The sequence below is a fragment of the Methylocapsa acidiphila B2 genome, assembly GCF_000427445.1.
Taxonomy (GTDB): domain Bacteria; phylum Pseudomonadota; class Alphaproteobacteria; order Rhizobiales; family Beijerinckiaceae; genus Methylocapsa; species Methylocapsa acidiphila.
This window is the reverse complement of the sequence record NZ_KE386496.1, coordinates 2,355,385-2,373,599: the sequence shown is the minus strand read 5'-3', so window position 1 is coordinate 2,373,599 and position 18,215 is coordinate 2,355,385. Positions and strand designations below refer to the sequence as shown.

The 18,215-nt window shown below is 61.8% G+C and carries 20 protein-coding genes; 6 read left to right on the top strand and 14 right to left on the bottom strand.

Annotated elements, in window-relative coordinates:
• Positions 1–245: 245 nt before the first annotated feature.
• The gene (locus METAC_RS23620) at positions 246–611 is read right to left on the bottom strand and encodes a hypothetical protein (RefSeq protein ID WP_036255588.1); all 366 of its coding nucleotides are present in this window, start codon (positions 609–611) and stop codon (positions 246–248) included.
• A 78-nt stretch (positions 612–689) separates the two neighbouring features.
• The gene (locus tag METAC_RS25240) at positions 690–1,565 is read right to left on the bottom strand and encodes a hypothetical protein (RefSeq protein WP_051335568.1); all 876 of its coding nucleotides are present in this window, start codon (positions 1,563–1,565) and stop codon (positions 690–692) included.
• Between the two features lie 289 nt (positions 1,566–1,854).
• Here METAC_RS25240 and METAC_RS0113665 point away from each other — a divergent pair, with 289 nt between their 5' ends.
• The 3 genes from METAC_RS0113665 (at position 1,855) to METAC_RS0113655 (ending at position 3,592) form a co-directional block, all read left to right on the top strand.
• Entirely contained in the window at positions 1,855–2,889 is a 1,035-nt protein-coding gene (locus METAC_RS0113665; RefSeq protein ID WP_026607484.1) for an aspartate-semialdehyde dehydrogenase, read from the top strand.
• A 102-nt stretch (positions 2,890–2,991) separates the two neighbouring features.
• Positions 2,992–3,231, top strand: a complete 240-nt coding sequence (locus METAC_RS0113660; RefSeq protein WP_026607483.1) for an HP1242/YdcH family protein — start codon at positions 2,992–2,994, stop codon at positions 3,229–3,231.
• 25 nt (positions 3,232–3,256) lie between these two features.
• Positions 3,257–3,592 (top strand): c-type cytochrome, encoded by a 336-nt coding sequence (locus tag METAC_RS0113655; protein WP_245257487.1) that lies wholly within the window; start codon positions 3,257–3,259, stop codon positions 3,590–3,592.
• A gap of 364 nt (positions 3,593–3,956) precedes the next feature.
• On the opposite strand, the gene METAC_RS0113645 is transcribed toward METAC_RS0113655, so the two are convergent.
• From METAC_RS0113645 to METAC_RS0113635, 3 genes are all read right to left on the bottom strand, one after another.
• Positions 3,957–4,652 carry a GlcG/HbpS family heme-binding protein gene (locus METAC_RS0113645; RefSeq protein WP_026607481.1) on the bottom strand — a complete coding sequence of 232 codons (696 nt, stop codon included), beginning with the start codon at positions 4,650–4,652 and terminating at the stop codon, positions 3,957–3,959.
• Between the two features lie 270 nt (positions 4,653–4,922).
• Positions 4,923–5,267, bottom strand: a complete 345-nt coding sequence (locus METAC_RS0113640) for a hypothetical protein (RefSeq protein ID WP_026607480.1) — start codon at positions 5,265–5,267, stop codon at positions 4,923–4,925.
• Positions 5,268–5,347: 80 nt separating this feature from the next.
• A complete protein-coding gene (locus METAC_RS0113635) occupies positions 5,348–6,925 on the bottom strand; it encodes a peptide chain release factor 3 (protein ID WP_026607479.1) in 1,578 nt (525 codons plus the stop codon).
• 83 nt (positions 6,926–7,008) lie between these two features.
• On the opposite strand from METAC_RS0113635, the gene METAC_RS0113630 reads away from it, so the two are divergent.
• Entirely contained in the window at positions 7,009–7,443 is a 435-nt protein-coding gene (locus METAC_RS0113630) for a DUF1810 domain-containing protein (protein ID WP_026607478.1), read from the top strand.
• 13 nt (positions 7,444–7,456) lie between these two features.
• Here METAC_RS0113630 and thiD read toward each other — a convergent pair whose 3' ends face one another.
• The 7 genes from thiD to METAC_RS26505 all read right to left on the bottom strand — a co-directional run bounded on the left by thiD (position 7,457) and on the right by METAC_RS26505 (position 13,429).
• Positions 7,457–8,272, bottom strand: coding sequence for a bifunctional hydroxymethylpyrimidine kinase/phosphomethylpyrimidine kinase (thiD, locus tag METAC_RS0113625; RefSeq protein ID WP_026607477.1), 816 nt, complete (start codon positions 8,270–8,272; stop codon positions 7,457–7,459).
• Positions 8,273–8,385: 113 nt separating this feature from the next.
• Positions 8,386–9,390 (bottom strand): WD40 repeat domain-containing protein, encoded by a 1,005-nt coding sequence (locus METAC_RS0113620; protein WP_026607476.1) that lies wholly within the window; start codon positions 9,388–9,390, stop codon positions 8,386–8,388.
• Between the two features lie 58 nt (positions 9,391–9,448).
• Positions 9,449–10,513, bottom strand: coding sequence for a CobW family GTP-binding protein (locus METAC_RS0113615; RefSeq protein ID WP_026607475.1), 1,065 nt, complete (start codon positions 10,511–10,513; stop codon positions 9,449–9,451).
• A 106-nt stretch (positions 10,514–10,619) separates the two neighbouring features.
• Complete coding sequence (locus tag METAC_RS0113610; protein ID WP_026607474.1) at positions 10,620–11,522, bottom strand: metal ABC transporter substrate-binding protein; 903 nt, start codon at positions 11,520–11,522, stop codon at positions 10,620–10,622.
• Positions 11,523–11,561: 39 nt separating this feature from the next.
• Entirely contained in the window at positions 11,562–12,431 is an 870-nt protein-coding gene (locus METAC_RS0113605; protein WP_026607473.1) for a metal ABC transporter permease, read from the bottom strand.
• 69 nt (positions 12,432–12,500) lie between these two features.
• Positions 12,501–13,241, bottom strand: coding sequence for a zinc ABC transporter ATP-binding protein AztA (gene aztA, locus METAC_RS0113600; protein WP_026607472.1), 741 nt, complete (start codon positions 13,239–13,241; stop codon positions 12,501–12,503).
• Positions 13,242–13,273: 32 nt separating this feature from the next.
• The gene (locus METAC_RS26505) at positions 13,274–13,429 is read right to left on the bottom strand and encodes a hypothetical protein (protein WP_156898217.1); all 156 of its coding nucleotides are present in this window, start codon (positions 13,427–13,429) and stop codon (positions 13,274–13,276) included.
• Positions 13,430–13,581: 152 nt separating this feature from the next.
• Here METAC_RS26505 and METAC_RS0113590 point away from each other — a divergent pair, with 152 nt between their 5' ends.
• Positions 13,582–14,205 (top strand): SCO family protein, encoded by a 624-nt coding sequence (locus tag METAC_RS0113590; protein WP_026607471.1) that lies wholly within the window; start codon positions 13,582–13,584, stop codon positions 14,203–14,205.
• A gap of 27 nt (positions 14,206–14,232) precedes the next feature.
• Here METAC_RS0113590 and METAC_RS0113585 read toward each other — a convergent pair whose 3' ends face one another.
• Both METAC_RS0113585 and METAC_RS0113580 read right to left on the bottom strand, forming a co-directional pair.
• The gene (locus METAC_RS0113585; protein ID WP_026607470.1) at positions 14,233–15,087 is read right to left on the bottom strand and encodes a transporter substrate-binding domain-containing protein; all 855 of its coding nucleotides are present in this window, start codon (positions 15,085–15,087) and stop codon (positions 14,233–14,235) included.
• Positions 15,088–15,202: 115 nt separating this feature from the next.
• Positions 15,203–16,111 (bottom strand): hypothetical protein, encoded by a 909-nt coding sequence (locus tag METAC_RS0113580; protein WP_156898216.1) that lies wholly within the window; start codon positions 16,109–16,111, stop codon positions 15,203–15,205.
• A 484-nt stretch (positions 16,112–16,595) separates the two neighbouring features.
• On the opposite strand from METAC_RS0113580, the gene cysG reads away from it, so the two are divergent.
• Positions 16,596–18,065, top strand: coding sequence for a siroheme synthase CysG (gene cysG, locus METAC_RS23610; RefSeq protein ID WP_051335566.1), 1,470 nt, complete (start codon positions 16,596–16,598; stop codon positions 18,063–18,065).
• Positions 18,066–18,215: the final 150 nt, after the last annotated feature.

Below are 18,215 nucleotides of genomic sequence, written 5' to 3'. Positions count from 1 at the left end.
TTCTGTAGGACAACATGCGGACAGGCGCTTCCACTATTGCGCCAATCCGGATCGTATGAATCGGATAAGGAAAACGATCTGCGTCAGAGCGAACCCTTATCGCCAATCGTCATAATATTGGATGGACCCGATCCGACGCGATCATCGCCGCATTATTTTGGTCCGGATCGACGATCAAGCTCGCGTAATTTCCACGAGCTTGGCCGCGCTGGAGCCCGGTCCGAGTTTTCCGGTTGCGCTCTCGCTCAATAAGGATAGGCGGGCGTCTCGAATTCGAAGAGCGGGCCGGGCCGACCCGGGACCTCGAGCGGCGCCGGCAATTCCTCATTGCCATATCTGGAGCGGGCGAAGGTCTGATCCGGAGTGCGGTTGAAGATCGTGTTGGCGGTCACATAATTCGACATGCTGCCGACGGGCACGACCGGACCGGGGTCGAGAAAGCTGCGCTTATTGACAGTCAGCGGCGGGCGTTCGTCATTATATACGACCGGCGTGACGGGTTTGCGATGCGTGGCGCGATGGCGCGGCGTCGTTTCGGCCGACGCCGCGGTCGCGAGCGCCATAGCGAGGGCGGAGGCAAACAGCAAGGCCGAATGAGGTCTCGAAAGCATGTGGCTTGTCCCTTTCTGATATTCGCTCAACGCCAAAGCGGCGATTTAGTTCGCTCGGTCGACCTGAGAAGCGGAAATTCAGCGCGATTTATTTTGTCCTTTCTGCATTGGCTGGTCGTCGCGCACGGCGATTCGGCTCATCTGGCTAGGCGTTTCCGCGGAATCGTCGATGCAATCGGTTTCGCCGTTCAATTCTCGGCGGGCAAAAAACGCGACGATCTCGTCATTGTCGACAGCCGGCGCGAGATCAATGCGATCGATGAGGCAGGCGAGCTCCGATCGCGGACGGGCGATCGCGTCGCCGCAGGCGAAGCCGACGATCCGCAGGCGGGGTTTTGCGTCGATCCGTCGAAAGGCGAGGCAGGCGGCGTCGACGCCTTTGCTTTGCGTCAAGTCGAGGCTTGCGACCTCGAACGCGCCAAGACGCGTTTTTAGCGCCGTCGGCTGCGCCATCCAAGCGATCGCGCGTCCCATCTCCGCGGCGCGCCGCGCCACATCCACGAAAAAAGCCGCATCCGGCGCGCTCTCGTCGCCGACTTGATAAAAAGTGATGCGCAAGCGAGGCGGGCCGCCATTGGCGCCGCCGAAAACGAGGACGTCTTGCCGTCCCCCTCCGGTCCGGTGATGCTTGATCTCCTCGAATTTCGGCTCCCCGGTAAGTTCGGGCGCCTGCAGCGTGAAATGAGCGGGCGCGCGCGGGGTCTCGATCCAGGCGGGCGGGGGCGCGGTCGGCGGCACGGCCGAGCCGGCGCGTGGACTGGCGGGGCCGCGCTCGCCGATCAGGAGCGCTGAAGCCGCGCCAAATCCGCAGGCGGCGAAAGCGGCGCCGGCGAGGCGCAGCATCAAGCGGCGAGATCGCTTGACCGGCGACAAAGGGAGGCGAAGGGTCTCGAGCGCCGTCCCCGCGTCATGGCCCCAGGCGAAGCCTCGGCCTTGAAAGGCAGGCCGTCTCATGTCTCGAACTCCCTTCCGCCGCGCGATTTGAGCGCATGGCTAATGGCGCACTCTGCGGCAAGAAGGTTGCGCGGAGCGTTACGCTCGCGCGGCATTTGCAATTAGGGTCAATATGGATTTACCAAAAGGTCCGATGAGCCCGAATGCGCCCGCGTTGCGGCGCATCGGAATTTGGCCTATGCCGATCGGCTCTGGCCGTTCGTTATCCGTTCCAGGCTCGAGCCCGGACGCGCCAGCGCTGCACTGCGCCTCTCGATTTGGAGAGCGCGTCTCGATTTGGAGAGAATGAATGGGATTCAAGGTCGCCGTCGTCGGCGCGACGGGGAATGTCGGGCGCGAGATGCTCGATATTCTCGCGGAGCGTCAATTTCCCATCGCCGAAATCATCGCGCTGGCTTCGTCGCGCTCCCTCGGCACGGAAGTCTCCTTCGGCGATAAGACTTTGAAATGCAAGGCGCTCGACAATTATGACTTTTCCGGAACCGATATATGCCTGATGTCGGCGGGTGGCGCAGTCTCGAAGGAATGGTCGCCGAAGATCGCTCGGCAAGGCTGCGTCGTCATCGATAATTCCTCTGCCTGGCGCTATGATCAGGACGTGCCCTTAATCGTGCCGGAGGTTAACGCCGACGCCATCGCGGGCTTCGCCAAGAAGAACATTATCGCTAATCCGAATTGCTCGACGGCGCAGCTCGTCGTCGCCCTGAAGCCGCTGCACGACAAGGCCAAGATCACGCGGGTCGTGGTTTCGACCTATCAATCGGTGTCGGGCGCGGGCAAGGAGGCGATGGACGCGCTTTTCGCCGAGACTCGCGCGATTTTCGTCTCGGACGCGGTCGAGAGCAAGAAATTCCCCAAGCGCATCGCCTTCAACGTCATCCCCGAGATCGACGTCTTCATGGAGGACGGCTACACGAAGGAAGAATGGAAGATGATGGCCGAAACGAAGAAGATCCTCGATCCGAAGATCAAGCTGTCGGCCACATGCGTGCGCGTGCCGGTTTTCATCGGCCATTCGGAGGCCGTCAATATCGAGTTCGAGAACCCGATCAGCGCCGATGAGGCGCGCGACATCCTGCGCGAGGCGCCGGGATGCCTGGTGATCGACAAGCGCGAGCCCGGCGGCTACATCACGCCGCATGAGGCGGCGGGCGAGGACGCCACCTATATCTCGCGCATCCGCGAGGATCCGACCGTCGACAACGGACTCGTCCTCTGGGTGGTGGCCGATAATCTGCGCAAGGGCGCAGCTCTGAACGCGGTCCAGATCGCGGAAGTTCTGATCAACCGTAAGCTGATCTCGCCGAAGCAAAAGGCGGCGTGAGCGCTTGCCGGTTTTGGGGTTGGCGCCGCGGCCGGCGAGACCATTTCCGAACGACCCTCACGGCGAAACTATATTGAAGCCATATTCACTAAGGAACAAAGCATGAGTCACGTTGCGCATGAATTGCACGAGGAGTTTCCGGACAAGGTCGAGGCCATCAAAGGTCTAAAAGGCGCGAATGCGCATTTCGCGCGGATCGCCGAAGAATATCATGAGGTCAATCGCACGATCCACCGCATGGAGGCGGAAGTCGAGCCGACCGACGACGCCACGCTCGAAGCCCTGAAAAAACAGCGCCTGTCTCTCAAGGACCAGATCGCTCAGATCCTTTTGACCGCGTAAGGCCATGCGATGGCGGCGCGCTGGTTTGTGGAAGGAGACTATCGCGACCATCGTCGGGCGGGCCGGCATGGCTCTCGCCGGTTTTATTGTCGCTGTCTTCCTCGCCTCCCCGGCGCGCGCGCAGCCGTCGTCGCCCGATCTGATCTCAGGCTGCGTTCCCTGTCATGGGGCGGACGGCATTTCGCGTTTCGGCGCCGTGCCTAACCTGGCCGGGCAAAACGAACCCTATCTTCTGAACCAGCTCCGCGCCTTTCATTCTGGCCGGCGCGAGCACAAGGAGATGCGCTTCATGAGCCGCAACATGACCGAACAGGAAATGGAGGCGATCGCGGCCTATTTCGCGAGCCTGCCCCCGAGGTGAGGGCGCGACTCGGCTGCGCAGCTGGATCGAGTTGAGGCGTAGGAGCCAGATCCGGCGTCGCGATCACACGGATCTGGCCCAGCTTTCACTTATTGGCAGGCGGACAGCGGATCGGCGCAATAGGGGATGTTCTTCTGATGACGCCGCCGGTCGTTTCGAAAGTCGACGACTCGAGCGTCAACTTTCATCCGCGGACATCACTCATAATTCGGCGAAAAAAACCGGCGCGCAAGACTGCGCGCCGGGGCTTGGTGGGCTTTAGATGGCGTTCCGATTGAAAAAGGCGATCGGCTTTTTCGGAATGCGCTCTATGATCAATCGGAGCGAAACCTTCGTCGTTGGCCTTCGCGCCGCGACGGAGATGTTACGGGATGATGTCCGTATCCAGGCAGCGCGGTTGCTGGAAGCCGGTCACGGCCGGCTGTGGATTGGCGGGCGCTGGCGGATTGACCGGATATTGAATGTTGTCGCTGTTCGGCGCGCCGTCGAGGCCGGCGGCCTTGCGCATCTTATAGGCGATGGCGTGATCGGCGCAGGATGTGTCGCCGCTGACGCCGAGCCCGCCGATCACGTGGCCCGCCTTGTAGAGCGCCACGCCGCCGCCGAAAGTGATGATGCCGCCGGGGACATAGCCGAGGCCTGTTCCCTGCGTTTGAAACTGCGGATTGAATGGATTGGAGTTGTTCAGCCCGTACAGCGACCCGCCGGGCTGCGTCGGCCCGTAGAGCATCGCGGTCGAGAGCGCGAAATTCGCATTGCTGAAATCATTCGCCGCGCTCGCCTTGGCGATGGCGATCGAGCGGCTGCCCGGCCAGGCGTCGCCGGTCTTGATCACGGAGCAAAGAACGCCCTGACGATCGACGATGGCGGACCACATCAGATTGGGCTTGAAGAGACCGCCATTGCCGCTCTGCACGACCGTCGCCAATTGTTTCTGGATGTTTTGAACAGTCGTCGCGTCGATGCCGCATGCTGACCTATAAGAGTTATTGTCATCAGATCGCGCCACTCCCGCAGAAAATAGCGCCGTGGCGGCGCTGAGAATCAAAAGCTTTCTCATGATTAGATATCCCCCCAAAAGATCTATATAATTTTCTTTTTCCACGCTCGCGCCGAATATAGCTTCTTTGAAGTAACTAGAATTAATATTCTTCAAGCGTGTGGAGGGATTCTAATATGGGCACGCGTCAACTGCAACGCTTTTGTTAAGGTCTCTCTCGAGTCGTTGCAAATGTGTGTTGGTTGTCTGGAAGAGCTGCGCGCCTCTACGCGATGTCCTATGCGAAGCGTACTCGATTTTACCGATTGCATTCGTTCCAGGCGGGCGGCGTCAACTTTCGACTTGGCTGGACTGATTTTGGCGGGCTCGCCGCTTCGCCCGCCGCACTTCGGCGAGCTGGCCCCGCAAAATGTCGAGGGCGTCTTGCTCGTCCTGGCTTAAATCGTCGAGCTTGACGTGGTTGAGGAGAACCTCGAGCGCGTCGCCGATGCGGCCGATCTGTCTTCCATAGCTCCCGACATCGTCGAGAATGGTCTGCTCCATCGCGCGATTCGGCGTCTGGCCGATGTCGATGTTGATCAGTCCGAGTTCTGCGCCCTGTTGATAGAAGGTCAGAGGGTTGATCGCCTGCCACAATTGCTGGGGCGCCAGAGAAAATTGAAACGGCTTCGGCATGTGGCCTCGCATCGAAAGGAAGATTGTGAAAACACCACAATGAAGCATAGCATTTTCGCCAGCGGGCGCTTGGCCTCTTCTCACGCCGCCTTCTGATAATCCTTGATGTCGGAGAAGCTGATCTCTGGCCATTTCTCCTGCTCATATTTCAGGTCCCAGGCGGACGAGGCCATGAAGACCGGCGCGCCGTCGAGATCGGCGGCCATGGAGGAGGGATGGGCGCGAATGAATTTGTCGAGTTCCGCCGAGGCTTTCGCTGTAATCCACCGGCAGGTCTCGAATCGGCAGGTCTCGAAGCTCGTCTCAACGCTATATTCCGCGGTGAGCCTCTCGGCCAGAACGTCGAGCTGCAAGGCGCCGACGACGCCGACGATCGCGCCCGATCCGTCGTTCGGCAGGAACAGCTGGACGACGCCCTCTTCGGCCATTTGGCCGAGCGCCTCGCGCAGCTTCTTCGCCTTCATCGCGTCGCCGATCTTGACGCGGCGGAGAATTTCCGGCGCGAAGCTGGGCACGCCGCGAAAGATCAGCGTCTCGCCTTCCGTCAACGTGTCGCCAATGCGCAGCGCGCCATGATTGGGAATGCCGACGACATCGCCGGCATAGGCCTCTTCAGCCAATTGGCGATCCTGCGCGAAGAAGAATTGCGGCGCGTTGAGCGCGATATTCTTGCCGGTGCGCACGAGTTTCGCCTTCATGCCGCGCTTCAGTTTCCCGGAGCAGACGCGCATAAAGGCGATGCGGTCGCGGTGGTTCGGGTCCATGTTCGCCTGAATCTTGAACACGAATCCAGTCATCTTGTCCTCGCGGGCGTCGACCATGCGCGAGGCCGTCTCGAGCCCATGCGGCGGCGGCGCGAAATCCTTCAAGGCGTCGATGAGGTCGCGGACGCCGAAATTGCGCAAGGCGCTGCCGAAAAAGACCGGGGTCAGATGACCCTCGAGGAAGGATTGGCGCTCGAAGCGCTTGCAGCCGTCGGCGGCGAGCTCGATCTGCTCGCGCGCTTCTTTCAGATCGGCTTCATTGAGGAGGCTCGCGATGAACGGGTCGTCGGGGCCCGAGACGGGCGTCGGCTCGCTGTCGCGGTCGATTCGCCGCACGATCTTGTGCTCGAGATCATAGGTGCCGACGAAACTGCGGCCGCGCCCGAGCGGCCAGGTGATCGGCGCGACGTCGAGGGCGAGGGTCTTCTCGATCTCGTCCAAAATGTCGAACGGGTCGCGGGTTTCGCGGTCGAGTTTGTTGATGAAGGTGAGGATCGGAATGTCGCGCAGGCGGCAGACCTCGAAGAGTTTTCGGGTGCGCGCCTCGATGCCCTTGGCGGCGTCGATCACCATGATCGCGCTGTCGACAGCCGTGAGCGTGCGATAGGTGTCCTCGGAGAAATCCTCGTGGCCCGGCGTGTCGAGCAGATTATAGACGCAGCCGCCATATTCGAAGGTCATGACCGAGGTGACGACCGAGATCCCGCGCTCGCGCTCGATTCCCATCCAGTCGGATCTCGTTTGGCGCCGGTTGGCTTTGGCGCGCACTTCGCCGGCGAGCTGAATCGCGCCGCCGAAAAGCAGCAGCTTCTCGGTGAGCGTCGTTTTGCCCGCGTCGGGGTGGGAGATGATGGCGAAGGTGCGTCGCCGGCTGACCGGATCATGAGCGTTCATGCCGCTGCTACGTGGCAAGCGGCGGGGTGGATGTCAATTGTCCTGCGCCTCGAGTCGTCGAGCTGCGAGAGGGAAAGAAAGCGATGACCGACAGAAAGAGCAATGATCCCTATGATTTGCAGCGATTTGTCGATGCGCAGGAGCCGGTCTTCGAGACAGCTTGCGCGGAACTTGCCGCAGGTCGAAAGGAAAGCCACTGGATGTGGTTCATCTTCCCGCAGCTAGAGGGGTTGGGGACCAGTTCGATGGCGCGGAAATTTGCGATTTCCGGCCGCGCGGAGGCGGAGGCCTATTTGCGCCATCCTGTTCTCGGGCCGAGGCTGCGTCGCGCCACGCGCCACGTGAATTCTGTCGAAGGGCGGTCGGTCCATCAGATTTTTGGCGCGCCCGACGACATGAAATTTCATTCGTCGACGACTCTTTTCGCCAGCGTCGCCGATGATGATCTGGTTTTTCAGCAAGCCTTGCGCAAATTTTTCGGCGGCGACCTGGACAAGCGCACGCTTGAGGGTCTCTAAGCCCGCTTGCCACTTACCTCTTCGGCGCGCTGGGCCAAAGCTCATGAAAATGATGCACGGGCCCGATCCCTTGGCCGACCGTGAGCTGATCCGCGGCGGCGAGCGCTGCGGTCAGATAGGCCTTGGCCGCCTCGATCGCCTCGGGGAGCGGCAGGCCCTTCGCGAGATAAACGGCGATCGCCGACGATAAGGTGCAGCCGGTGCCATGCGCGCCGGAGACGCCGATGCGCGGCGTTGAAAACGCCCGATAAGACGCGCCATCGAACAAAAGATCGTCGCTGGTCGGCCCCGGCACATGGCCGCCCTTCAGCAGCACGGCCCTGGCCCCGCGTGCGTGCAAGAGCCCGGCGGCGCGGCGCATGCCGGCGTGATCGGCGGCGATCACATGGCCGGAAAGCCGCGAGGCCTCGAAGAAATTCGGCGTGACCACGGTGGCGAGCGGAAAAATATAGCGGACCATGGCCTCGGCGGCGTCGGATGAGGCCAAGGCGTCGCCGCTTGTTGCCGCCAGCACTGGATCGAGAACGATGAACCGCGGCTTGTAATAGCAGAGCCGTTTCGCGACCGCCTCGATGATGAAGCCGGTCGCCAGCATGCCGATCTTGACGGCCGCGACCTCGATGTCCTCGAAGATCGCGTCGATCTGCGCGGCGACGAATTGCGCCGAGGGGACATGAACGTCGCTGACGCCCCGCGTGTTCTGCGCGGTGAGCGCCGTGATCGCAGCCATCCCGTAGCAGCCGAGCGCGCTGAACGTCTTGAGATCGGCTTGGACGCCCGCGCCGCCGCTCGGATCGGACCCTGCGATGGAGAGGAGATTAGGGATCATGTTCCAGTCTTTGTCGTCGAACGCGCTCAAGGCGAAATTTCAGCGTTCGGTTGGACAGAAAACGTTTTGATAAAGGGGATTTTGGGGCCGCGTCCTCTTCTCGCTTTCGTGCCTTACGCGGGCATGTCGAGAAGGCCGGCCTCGCCCTCCGCCGTCCCGAACAGGAGGCGGCGGCCGGACTCGTCCCAAGCCAGCGCGGAGATCGCGGCCGCCTTGTCGGTTTGGCCGCGCACCAGGATTTCGGCGCCGTCCGGGACGCGGCAGAGCAGCAGCCAGCCGTCCTCATAGCCTTGCGCCAATACGAGCGCATTCGGGTGAAAGGCGACGCTGGTCACCTTGGCTTTGCGCACGCCGCATTCGAGCGGCGCCTTGTTCATCGGCCCTTCCTTATCCTTGAACGGCCAGATGATGGCGGCGTCCGCGCCGGACGTCGCGAGCCAATGCCCGTCATGGGACCATGAGAGCGAGCGCGTCTTCGCCGGATAGCCGGCGAGGCGCAAGTCCTTCTTGTCGGCGAGGCGCCAGGCGTGCAGGGCGTTCTCCTGCATCGAGGTGAGCAGAAAGCGCCCATCGGGCGATGCGGCGACGTCGAGATGCGAGCCTTTCCATTCAAGCTTGTCCGGCGGCGCCGCGGCGTTTGGAAACCAGAGCGTCGCGCCATTATAATGAGCGATGGCGATCCGATAGCCCTTAGGCAAAAAGGCGAGGCCGCGCGCGGTCGAAGGCGCGGCGAAGGATTTGATTTCACCCTTGGCGTCGCGGGCGCGGACCTCCTTGCCCGCGCTCCAGGCGATCGCGCCGTCCTCGCGCGTGGCGAGGGCGTCGATCCATTTGCCTTTTTCCCGCGCGATTTCTTCCAGGCCGCCGTCGGCCGCGATGCGCATGACCCGGCCGTCGTCGCCGCCGGTGACGAGGCTCCGCCCGGCCCGCGCGGCCACGAGCACGGCGCCGTCCGCATGCGCGGCGATGCGCTTTTCCACTCCCTTCGCCACGAGCAAGACCGAGCCGTCGCCGAGCGCCAACGCCGGGACTGGGCCAAGAAAAGCCGCCGCGGTGACGGGCGCGCCGGCGTCAAAGGGCGCGACATTGGATGTGAGGGAGGAGGCGGGCTCCGTCATGGCCGCAGCGCCTTAAGGCGAGGTCTTGCGTCGGCGGACGCCCCCGCGTGCGAGATTGTCAGGCCGCGCAAGCGAGGAAACCCTTGCTGATCTCGTCTTCCTTCAGGTTCCGGCCGATGAAGACGATGCGGCTCGTGCGCGTTTCGCCTTCCCTCCATTCGCGTTGGAGATCGCCGTCGAGGATCATATGGACGCCCTGGAAGACGAACCGCCTCGGCTCGCCCTTCAAGGCGAGAATGCCCTTGGAGCGCAGGATCGAGGCGCCTTCCTTCTGAATGTAGTCATTGAGCCAGGGCATGAACTTGTCGGGGTCCACGTCGCCGTCGATCGACAGGGCGACCGACTGCATGTCTTCGTCGTGGTAGTGCTTCAGCCCGTGGGTCTCGTGAACATGCTCGTGATGGCCATGGTCGTGATGATCATGGTCATGATGCGCATGTTCGTGATCGTGATGGGCGTGATCATGCGCCTCCTCGACCTCCAAAAAGGCGGGCTCGATCTCGAGGATGCGGTCGAGGTCGAAGGCGTTGCGGGCGAGGACCGCGTCGAGCGGCACGGCGCAATTCACGGTCTTGTGCAATTTGGCGTAGGGGTTGATCGCGCGGATCCTGGCCTCGACCTCCGCCGCTTCAGCCGGGCTCACGAGATCGATCTTGTTGAGAAGGATCACGTCGGCGAAGGCGATCTGGTTCTTGGCTTCGGGCGCGTCCTTCAGGCGTTCGGCCAGCCATTTGGCGTCGGCGACCGTGACGACGGCGTCGAGCCGCGCCGCCCCTTGCACGTCGGCGTCGACGAAAAAGGTCTGCGCCACCGGGGCTGGATCGGCGAGCCCCGTCGTCTCGACGATGATCGCGTCGAACTTGCCCTTGCGTTTGAGCAGGCCCTCGACGATGCGGATGAGGTCGCCGCGCACGGTGCAGCAGATGCAGCCGTTGTTCATCTCGAAGACTTCCTCGTCGGCGCCGATGACGAGGTCGTTGTCTATGCCGATCTCGCCGAATTCATTGACGATGACGGCGAATTTCCGTCCGTGATCCTCGGAGAGGATGCGGTTCAGGAGGGTCGTCTTGCCGGCGCCGAGATAGCCGGTGAGCACAGTGACGGGAATTTTTTCGTCCGGCATGAGAGCTCCGACGGGAAGGAAAACGCGAGCCCGCTATATGGAGCGGTTCGACGCGTCCCGCAAATAAAAAGGGTTGGGGGCCGTCGGCGCGTCTTGACGTGCGGGGTTATTTCTCGAGCGCGGCCGAAAGCTCCCCGACATTGTTGCGCATCATGTCGAGATAGGTCGAGGCCGGGCCGTCCGGCGGCGAAAGCGCGTCGGAAAACAATGCGCCGCCGATCTTGGCGCCGCTTTCCTCGGCGATCCTTCGCGCTAATCGCACGTCGGCGATATTTTCGAGAAAGACGGCGGGAATCTTCTCGGCCTTGATCTGGCGGATGATTTTCGCGACGTCGCTGGCGCTCGCCTCGGTCTCGGTTGAAACCCCTTGCGGAGCGACGAAGCGAAAGCCATAGGCCGCACCGAAATAGCCGAAGGCGTCATGGGTCGTGATGATCGCGCGCTGCGCCGGCGGAATTTTCGCGATTGCTTGCTTCACCTCCGTTTCGAGCCCGTCGAGCTTGGCGAGATAGGCCGCGGAATTCGCGCGATAGGCCTCGGCGCCCTCGGGATCGGCGGCGATCAGGCCGTCGCGAATATTGGCGACATAGATTTTGGCGTTGGCGATAGATTGCCAGGCATGCGGGTCGGCGCCGATGCGGCCTTCCTCCCGCATCTGAAGCGGTTTCACGCCCTTGCTCGCGACGAGGACGGGGGCTTTGGCGCCCGACGCCTTGATCAGGCGGTCGATCCAGCCTTCGAGCCCTAAGCCATTGACCAGGATCAGCTTTGCCGCGGCGAGATTTTTCGCGTCGGCGGGAGTCGGCTGATAGACATGGGCGTCGCCATTGGGGCCGACAAGCGTCTGGACCTCGACGCGCTCGCCGCCGACATTGCGGGCGAGATCGGCGAGAATGGTGAAGGTTGCGATCACCGGAAGCTTCCCCGCCGCTTTGGCTCGACCGGCGCCGATCAACGCCGAGACAAGGCAAAGTGTTACGGAAGTTATAACATTACGTCGTGTGGGCATCGGAAGCTCCCCAAGGGTTTTGAAATGGGCCGTGCGCGATCAGGCTTCGAGATGACTTCTCGGCTTGAGGCCGCGAAGGAGGCCGCCGGCGGGTCCGAAAATCAAGGCCAGGAGGTAGAGCGCTCCCGCGGTCAGGATGATCACCGGGCCGGACGGAAGGCTCGCGTGGAAGGAAATAACGAGGCCGACATAGCCGGCGAGCCATCCGAGCGCGGCCGCGATCGCGATCATCGCCGTCATGTCGCGGGAGATCAGCCTTGCGGAGGCCGCCGGCAGCATCATCATCCCGACAGCGAGCAAAGTTCCGAGCGCCTGAAATCCGCCGACGAGATTCAAGACCACAAGCGTGAGGAAGGCGATTTGCGTGGGTCCGCTCGCGCGGCTGACGGAGGCGAGAAAGCCGGGGTCCACGGTCTCCATGACCAAAGGCCGATAGAGCAAGGCGAGGCCGGCCATTGTCACGCTCGCGATCGCGGCGAGAAGGATGAGAGTCGCGTCGTCGAGGGCGAGAACGCTGCCGAAGAGCACATGCAAGAGGTCGATGTTCGAGCCGCGGATCGAGACGAGCGTCACGCCGAGCGCGAGCGAGATCAGGTAAAAGGCCGCGAGCGAGGCGTCCTCGCGGAGGATCGTCGCGCGGGCGACGACGCCCGAACCGACAGCGACGATGAGGCCGGCCGCGAGGCCGCCGATCGTCATCGGCCCGAGCGACAGTCCGGCGAAGAGATAGCCGATCGCGGCGCCGGGCAGAATCGCATGGGCCATGGCGTCGCCGGTCAGCGACATGCGGCGAAGGATCAAGAACACGCCGAGCGGCGAGCCCGCGAGCGCAAGGGCGGTCGCGCCGACCAGGGCGCGCCGCATGAAGGCGAATTCGACGAAGGGTGAGATCAAGAGTTCGCTGAACATGCGCCGGAGGCTCAATTATATGGAGCGGGATGGGACGGAAGGCCGGTTTCCACTTTTCCTCATCCCGCGCTAGGCGGCGCGTTCGCAGGCATGCGCCTGTCGGTCGAAAGACTCGATCATCGCCTTCGCCTTGAGCAGGTTTTCCGGCGTGAGGACCGCCTCGGTGCGGCCTTGGGCGATGGTCTGCCTCGCGAGCAGAAGCGTTTGCGGGAAATGCCGCCGCACCAGATCGAGATCGTGCAAGACGGCGAGGACGGTGCGTTTTTCCGCCCGCCAGCGCGCGACGAGATCCAGAAGGTCGGAGGTCGTCTTCGAGTCGATCGCGGTGAAGGGCTCGTCGAGAAGAATGACGGCGGCGTCCTGAATGAGGAGCCGCGCGAACAACATGCGCTGCAATTGTCCGCCCGAGAGGGTTGCAATTGGCCGGCGCTTGAAGCCGCGAAGCCCGACAGCGGCGATAGCGTCGTGGATTTTCTCTTCGTCGCGCGCGGAAAACCCGCCGAAGAGGCCGATCCGTTTCCAAAGGCCCATGCCGACGACGTCGAAGACGTCGATCGGAAAGCTTCGGTCAATGTCGGCGGCTTGCGGCAGATAGGCGATGTCGCGCGGCTTCACGCGCGAGAGCGAGATCGCGCCGCTGAGCGGCGCAAGCGCGCCGACGATCCCTTTGAGCAAGGTCGATTTGCCGGCGCCATTGGGGCCGCAGATCGCAAGGAGCGTTCCGGCCTCGACCTCGCCGTCGAGGTGGTGCACGGCCGGATGGCGGTCATAGCCCAGCGTCAAATCGTCGAAGCGGATCGCGGCCGTCATGGAATTCCTGGGGACGAGGGGTTTCGGCTCGATCAATGAAGCGCCCAATAGACCGCGGCCCAAAGGCCGGTGATCAAGACCGCGGCGCCGCCGAAGCGCGCCGAGGCGGACAGGCGAAACAATGAGAATCCAGCGAGTTCCGGCGCCGCCGGCCGGCTTTCATGGCCATGGTCATTGCGCCTCTGCATGCTTGTAACAGTATAACATCCAGTTAGCGGGCGCAAGCCGAGTCGCCAGAGGCTTGACCGCGGCGCGTGTGGCTGTTCCGTTTTCAACGCCTCGCGCCTGCGTTATCCTATGTCGCATTGGAATCCCGAGCTTGGTTTGGTAAGCTTCTTCAATGACTAAAGCTTCACGCCGGAATTCGTCCGAGACCTCCGCCAAGGCCGCCCGTCGCCTTGGTTTTGTCGTGGCTGGCTTTGTCGCGGGCCTCGCCGGTCTTGCGACCTTGGCCTATAGCGGAATCGCGCGTCGCGCCGAACTGGGCTCGGCCTCGATTGGCGGGTCTTTCTCGATGATCGACCAGGATCGCCGCGTCGTGACCAATAAGGAGCTCGAAGGGCGTCCCTATCTGGTCTTTTTCGGCTATACGCATTGTCCCGAGCTTTGTCCCACGGCGCTATTCGACATTTCCCAAGTGTTCAAGGAGCTGGGGCCCGACAAGAAGATCGCCGCCCTCTTCATAACTGTCGATCCCACGCGCGACACGCCGGAGACTTTGAAGGCCTATCTCGACAATTTCGATCCGCGCATCATCGGACTGACCGGCGACGCGAAGCAGATCGAGGCCGTGGTGAAGGCGTTCAAGGTCTATATGCGCGAAGCGCCGGACGCCAAGGGCGATTACCTCGTCGATCACACCGGCGTCGTCTATCTGATGGATAAGCGCGGTCGCTTCGTGAATGCGTTCAATCTTTCGAAGCCGCCGAAAGACGCCGCCCGGGACCTCGAAGCCTTGCTTTGAGGAGGTTGGCGCCGCGCTTGAAAAGCCTCAGTAAAATCCCAACGGGAAATATTTGAGATAGAGGTCGGTATAGATGCCCTTGGCGGCTAGCGCGGCGAGGGCGTAGTCGAGCGCCTGGCGCAGCCTCGGATTTCCTTTTTTGACCGCGATTCCTATTCCTTCGCCGAAGAACCGGCTGTCGAGGAAAGGGCCGCCGCGAAAGGCGCAGCAAGCCTGCGCCTCGTCGCTTTGAAGCCAAAACCCGAGAGACGCGCCGTCGCCGAAGAGCGCGTCGATCTCGCCGGCCTGGAGCGCGTCGCGCAGCGCTTTTTGCGAGGCGTAGGGCTTGCGCACGACCTCTGGAAAAAAGGTCTCCAAATAGGCTTCATGCGCGCTATGCGTCTCGACGCCGACGGTTTTCCGGCGCAGGCTTTCCGGCGTGGCCTCGGCGATCGGGCTGGTCTTCAGCGTGACGAAACGCCCGGGGGTCATCGAATAGGGCAGCGTAAAGTCAAGTTTCGCCCGCGATTGCGCGTCGATCCGAAGCGACGCGATGATGGCGTCGCCCTGATTGTCCTCGAGCGCGTCGATCAGCGTGTCGAACCTGCGGGCCTGGATCGTGCAGGGGATTTTCAGCTCTTCGCAAATGGCGCGGGCGAGGTCCACGTCGAACCCTGCGAGCGCGCCGCCCGGCAGGGCGAAATGGAAGGGCGGATAATCGTCCTCGGTCAGGAAGCGGATGCTGCGGAGATCCGAGGCCTCCGGCTTCTCGACGCGATGATGGGGATCCCAGAAGCTCGGGGCCAAGATGTCCGGCGCGGCTGCGGCGGGACTTGCGGCGCATGCGAGCCACGCGGCGAGGAGCGAGGCCACGGGCTTCGATCTGTTTTCCTTGCGCTTCACGCGTTCGTCCCCATGGCGTCGATTGCGGCGGCTCCCGGCGTTCCGGCTTATTAAGACCCAGACTTAACATAAACCATGAGCGCCATAATGACTTGGTTCGTCTGGCCGGGTGTTGCTAACGTATATAATTATAGAGTTTTTCCCGAGTTTGGGTGAATGTATTAAACGCATGATCATATATCCAGAGTGCTGCTGTTTCGTGGCCGCTGCTAAATGTCCCACGATATTTAATCAGAACTCTAAAAAATATAGGCATATCGGGATCGTTAAAAATTGGGATTGGATAATTTTCGGACGACCCGTTATTGTTAAAGGCAACTATCTCACCGCCGCCATCTCCAACAATAATGCCATCTGGAACATGCATAAAGAGGTTGTCGCGTCTTTCTCCGGATGGGAATATCGGCGAAGAGAGAAGAGAATGGCCGTCGTAAATTGGCGATGGGAGTGCCGGCGGCATATCTTGACTACGAACGACCCCAATATATGCCTCATCAATTATGGCAGGTGTACTGCCATAATTAGCAATGTTGTATTCAACGATGAATCCGCCTGAAAACGGGTCTCCAGACCGCTGAATATATTTCACGCCGAAGACAAAAATATAGGGCCTCTCCCGGTCTTCAAAGGTTCGCTTAGCTATGATGGCCTGTTCAGTAGCTGCCTTTGCCGCCTCAGCCGCAGCATCGGCGGATTCCTTAGCGTCAGCGAGGCTTTCTCGGATTAGCCTCAATTGCCAAAAAAACAAACAAACTTGAGCCGCGCCCACAACGACGAGCATTCCAGTGAACCAGGCAACAATCAAATCTGGCGACACTTTATCGAATGTGTTGTTGCTGCCTTTACCGGCATTTCCGTGGCCATCTGTGGAGTTAGAAGATGTAGGATGCTGGCCACTTTCAGCGGGTAGTTGCTGTATGCCTGTATTCTTTGTTGGCCGTGGATAGGTCTTGTTTTCAATGTGATTTGACGATAGTGGCATTGATTGTGCCGCGCCAACTGAACAAACGGAAAGAAATAACATGAGGTAAAATCGGCTCAACATCCGTTGATCGCCTCGCCAAAAATGTCAGGGTTCTGGCAGTTACTATCGCGGGGCTAGAGTTCAGCGACGTAGATGCATATATTTGCGGCTAACTTTTGGTGCCGATAATACCGTGCTTGAAAACTGACTAGAAACCTTCAATAGTCTGCGTGTGAACGGGGCCGCACGTCTTATAGCCGTCCCATTGATCGGTGCAAGTCAAACTGGCCAATCGTTCGGGTGCCTCGCGTCCATAGAGGCCGTTTGAGAACGCGCCAATCCTTCAAAAGCCTCGCGGCGAGGAGGCCCACCGATTTCGGCCTTTGTCGAGATCAGACCCTGAAATTGTTTAAAGTCGGCCTTGGCCGATTTTGAAAAGGCCGCCTTGAATCGTGCGGGCGTCAGCTAAAGCGCAGGTCTCGGGACGAGGCAGGCGGAGTTTTTAAACGGTCCCTCGGGGCTAAAACAGGACGAAACAGCTTTCATGAAAAAGGCGGAGCCGCCACGGAGCCTAGCGGATGAGGAGCTACCGCTCGCGCGGGGCTTGGCGAGCGTTCCGGTTTTCTTCGGGCTCGAAGGCAAGCGGGCCGTGGTGGCCGGAGGCTCCAAGGCCGCGCTTTGGAAGGCCGAATTGCTCCACGCGGCCGGGGCCGAGCTCGATATTTATAGCCCCGATCCTTGCGCCGAGCTTTGCGCCTTCGTCGAGCGCGTGTCGGGAGCGCGCTTGGTCCGGCGCCCGATCGAGCCCGAGGACCTCCGCGGCGCCGCGCTCGCGATCGCGGATGTCGAGGGGGAGGCTCAAGCCGAGAATTTCAAGGCCATGGCCAAAGCCGCCGGCGCGCCGGCGAATATTATCGACAAGCCGGCTTTTTCCGATTTTCAATTCGGCGCGATCGTCGATCGATCGCCTCTCGTCATTGGCATTTCGACAGGGGGAGGCGCGCCCGTTCTCGCCCAGGCGCTGCGCGGCCGGCTCGAGGCCATGCTGCCGCATAAGGTCAAGTTCTGGGCCGGCGCGGCCAAGGATTGGCGGCGACAATTGAAAGGACTGGATCTCCCGGCGTCGGCGCGGCGGCGCTTCTGGGAGCTTTTCAGCGCCCGGACCCTCGATGCGGGGCGTTCAGCCCCCGAGGCGGATGATTTCTCGGCGCTCTTGGACGCGGCGAGAGCGGGCGCGCTTCCCGCGCGAACTGGCTCCGTCGCTTTGGTCGGCGCCGGCCCCGGCGATCCCGAGCTTCTGACCTTGAAAGCCTTGCGGGTCCTGCAATCCGCCGATGTCGTCTTATTCGACGATCTTGTCGCGCCGGGCGTCGTCGAGATGGCGCGGCGCGAGGCCGAACGGATCTCGGTTGGAAAGCGCGGCTATCGGCCGTCCTGCCGGCAAGAGCATATCGTCTCGCTGATGATGTCCCTCGCGGCGAGCGGCAAGCGTGTGGTGCGCCTGAAAGGCGGCGATCCGATGATCTTCGGACGGGCCAATGAAGAGATCGCGGCGCTGCGCGCGGCGGGAATTCCAGTCGAGGTGGTGCCAGGCGTCACCGCCGCCCTCGGCGCCGCCGCCTCCCTGAAAATCTCCCTGACCGAGCGCGACCGGGCGCGCCGCGTGCAATTCATCACCGCCCACGCACATGACGGCAAGCTGCCCGAGGATATTGACTGGCGGTCGCTGTGCGATCCGCGCGCTTCGAGCGTCGTCTATATGGGCCTGAAGACGCTCGGCGTCTTGTCGGCGCGGCTCCTGGCGCAAGGGCTCGATCCGTCGACGCCGGCGCTTCTCGTCGAGCGCGCGACTTGGCCGGACGAGCGCAGCGTCGCGGGAACGATCGCCGATCTTCCGGGTAAGGTTCTCGCCGAGGACTTCTCCGGCCCTTGCGTCATTCTGATCGGCGCCTTCGCCGCCCAGCAGGACGCCTTGGCGCAGCAGTCCGAGAGTCGCGCCGACGGCGCGGCATAGCTTCGCGCCAGCCTGAAGATTGACGCAATTTCAAGCGAATTTGATGATGATTCGAGTTCTTGCGTCTTAAATGGCAGCCGCCTTGGCGTTTGCTTTAAGGCGGCCTCGGGTGGCGGCCGGCGCTTGATCTCGCGAGGGAATGCGGGTTCC

Excerpts from the sequence above, each read along its gene's own strand:
- METAC_RS23620 (WP_036255588.1), bottom strand. The coding sequence starts at position 611 with ATGCTTTCGAGACCTCATTCGGCCTTGCTGTTTGCCTCCGCCCTCGCT.
- METAC_RS0113620 (WP_026607476.1), bottom strand. The coding sequence starts at position 9,390 with ATGACGGAGCCCGCCTCCTCCCTCACATCCAATGTCGCGCCCTTTGAC.
- aztA (WP_026607472.1), bottom strand. The coding sequence starts at position 13,241 with ATGACGGCCGCGATCCGCTTCGACGATTTGACGCTGGGCTATGACCGC.
- METAC_RS0113630 (WP_026607478.1), top strand. The coding sequence starts at position 7,009 with ATGACCGACAGAAAGAGCAATGATCCCTATGATTTGCAGCGATTTGTC.
- METAC_RS0113635 (WP_026607479.1), bottom strand. The coding sequence starts at position 6,925 with ATGAACGCTCATGATCCGGTCAGCCGGCGACGCACCTTCGCCATCATC.
- METAC_RS0113660 (WP_026607483.1), top strand. The coding sequence starts at position 2,992 with ATGAGTCACGTTGCGCATGAATTGCACGAGGAGTTTCCGGACAAGGTC.
- METAC_RS0113640 (WP_026607480.1), bottom strand. The coding sequence starts at position 5,267 with ATGCCGAAGCCGTTTCAATTTTCTCTGGCGCCCCAGCAATTGTGGCAG.
- thiD (WP_026607477.1), bottom strand. The coding sequence starts at position 8,272 with ATGATCCCTAATCTCCTCTCCATCGCAGGGTCCGATCCGAGCGGCGGC.
- METAC_RS0113610 (WP_026607474.1), bottom strand. The coding sequence starts at position 11,522 with ATGCCCACACGACGTAATGTTATAACTTCCGTAACACTTTGCCTTGTC.
- METAC_RS0113605 (WP_026607473.1), bottom strand. The coding sequence starts at position 12,431 with ATGTTCAGCGAACTCTTGATCTCACCCTTCGTCGAATTCGCCTTCATG.
- METAC_RS0113580 (WP_156898216.1), bottom strand. The coding sequence starts at position 16,111 with ATGTTATTTCTTTCCGTTTGTTCAGTTGGCGCGGCACAATCAATGCCA.
- METAC_RS26505 (WP_156898217.1), bottom strand. The coding sequence starts at position 13,429 with ATGCAGAGGCGCAATGACCATGGCCATGAAAGCCGGCCGGCGGCGCCG.
- METAC_RS0113590 (WP_026607471.1), top strand. The coding sequence starts at position 13,582 with ATGACTAAAGCTTCACGCCGGAATTCGTCCGAGACCTCCGCCAAGGCC.
- METAC_RS0113615 (WP_026607475.1), bottom strand. The coding sequence starts at position 10,513 with ATGCCGGACGAAAAAATTCCCGTCACTGTGCTCACCGGCTATCTCGGC.
- METAC_RS0113645 (WP_026607481.1), bottom strand. The coding sequence starts at position 4,652 with ATGAGAAAGCTTTTGATTCTCAGCGCCGCCACGGCGCTATTTTCTGCG.
- cysG (WP_051335566.1), top strand. The coding sequence starts at position 16,596 with ATGAAAAAGGCGGAGCCGCCACGGAGCCTAGCGGATGAGGAGCTACCG.
- METAC_RS25240 (WP_051335568.1), bottom strand. The coding sequence starts at position 1,565 with ATGAGACGGCCTGCCTTTCAAGGCCGAGGCTTCGCCTGGGGCCATGAC.
- METAC_RS0113665 (WP_026607484.1), top strand. The coding sequence starts at position 1,855 with ATGGGATTCAAGGTCGCCGTCGTCGGCGCGACGGGGAATGTCGGGCGC.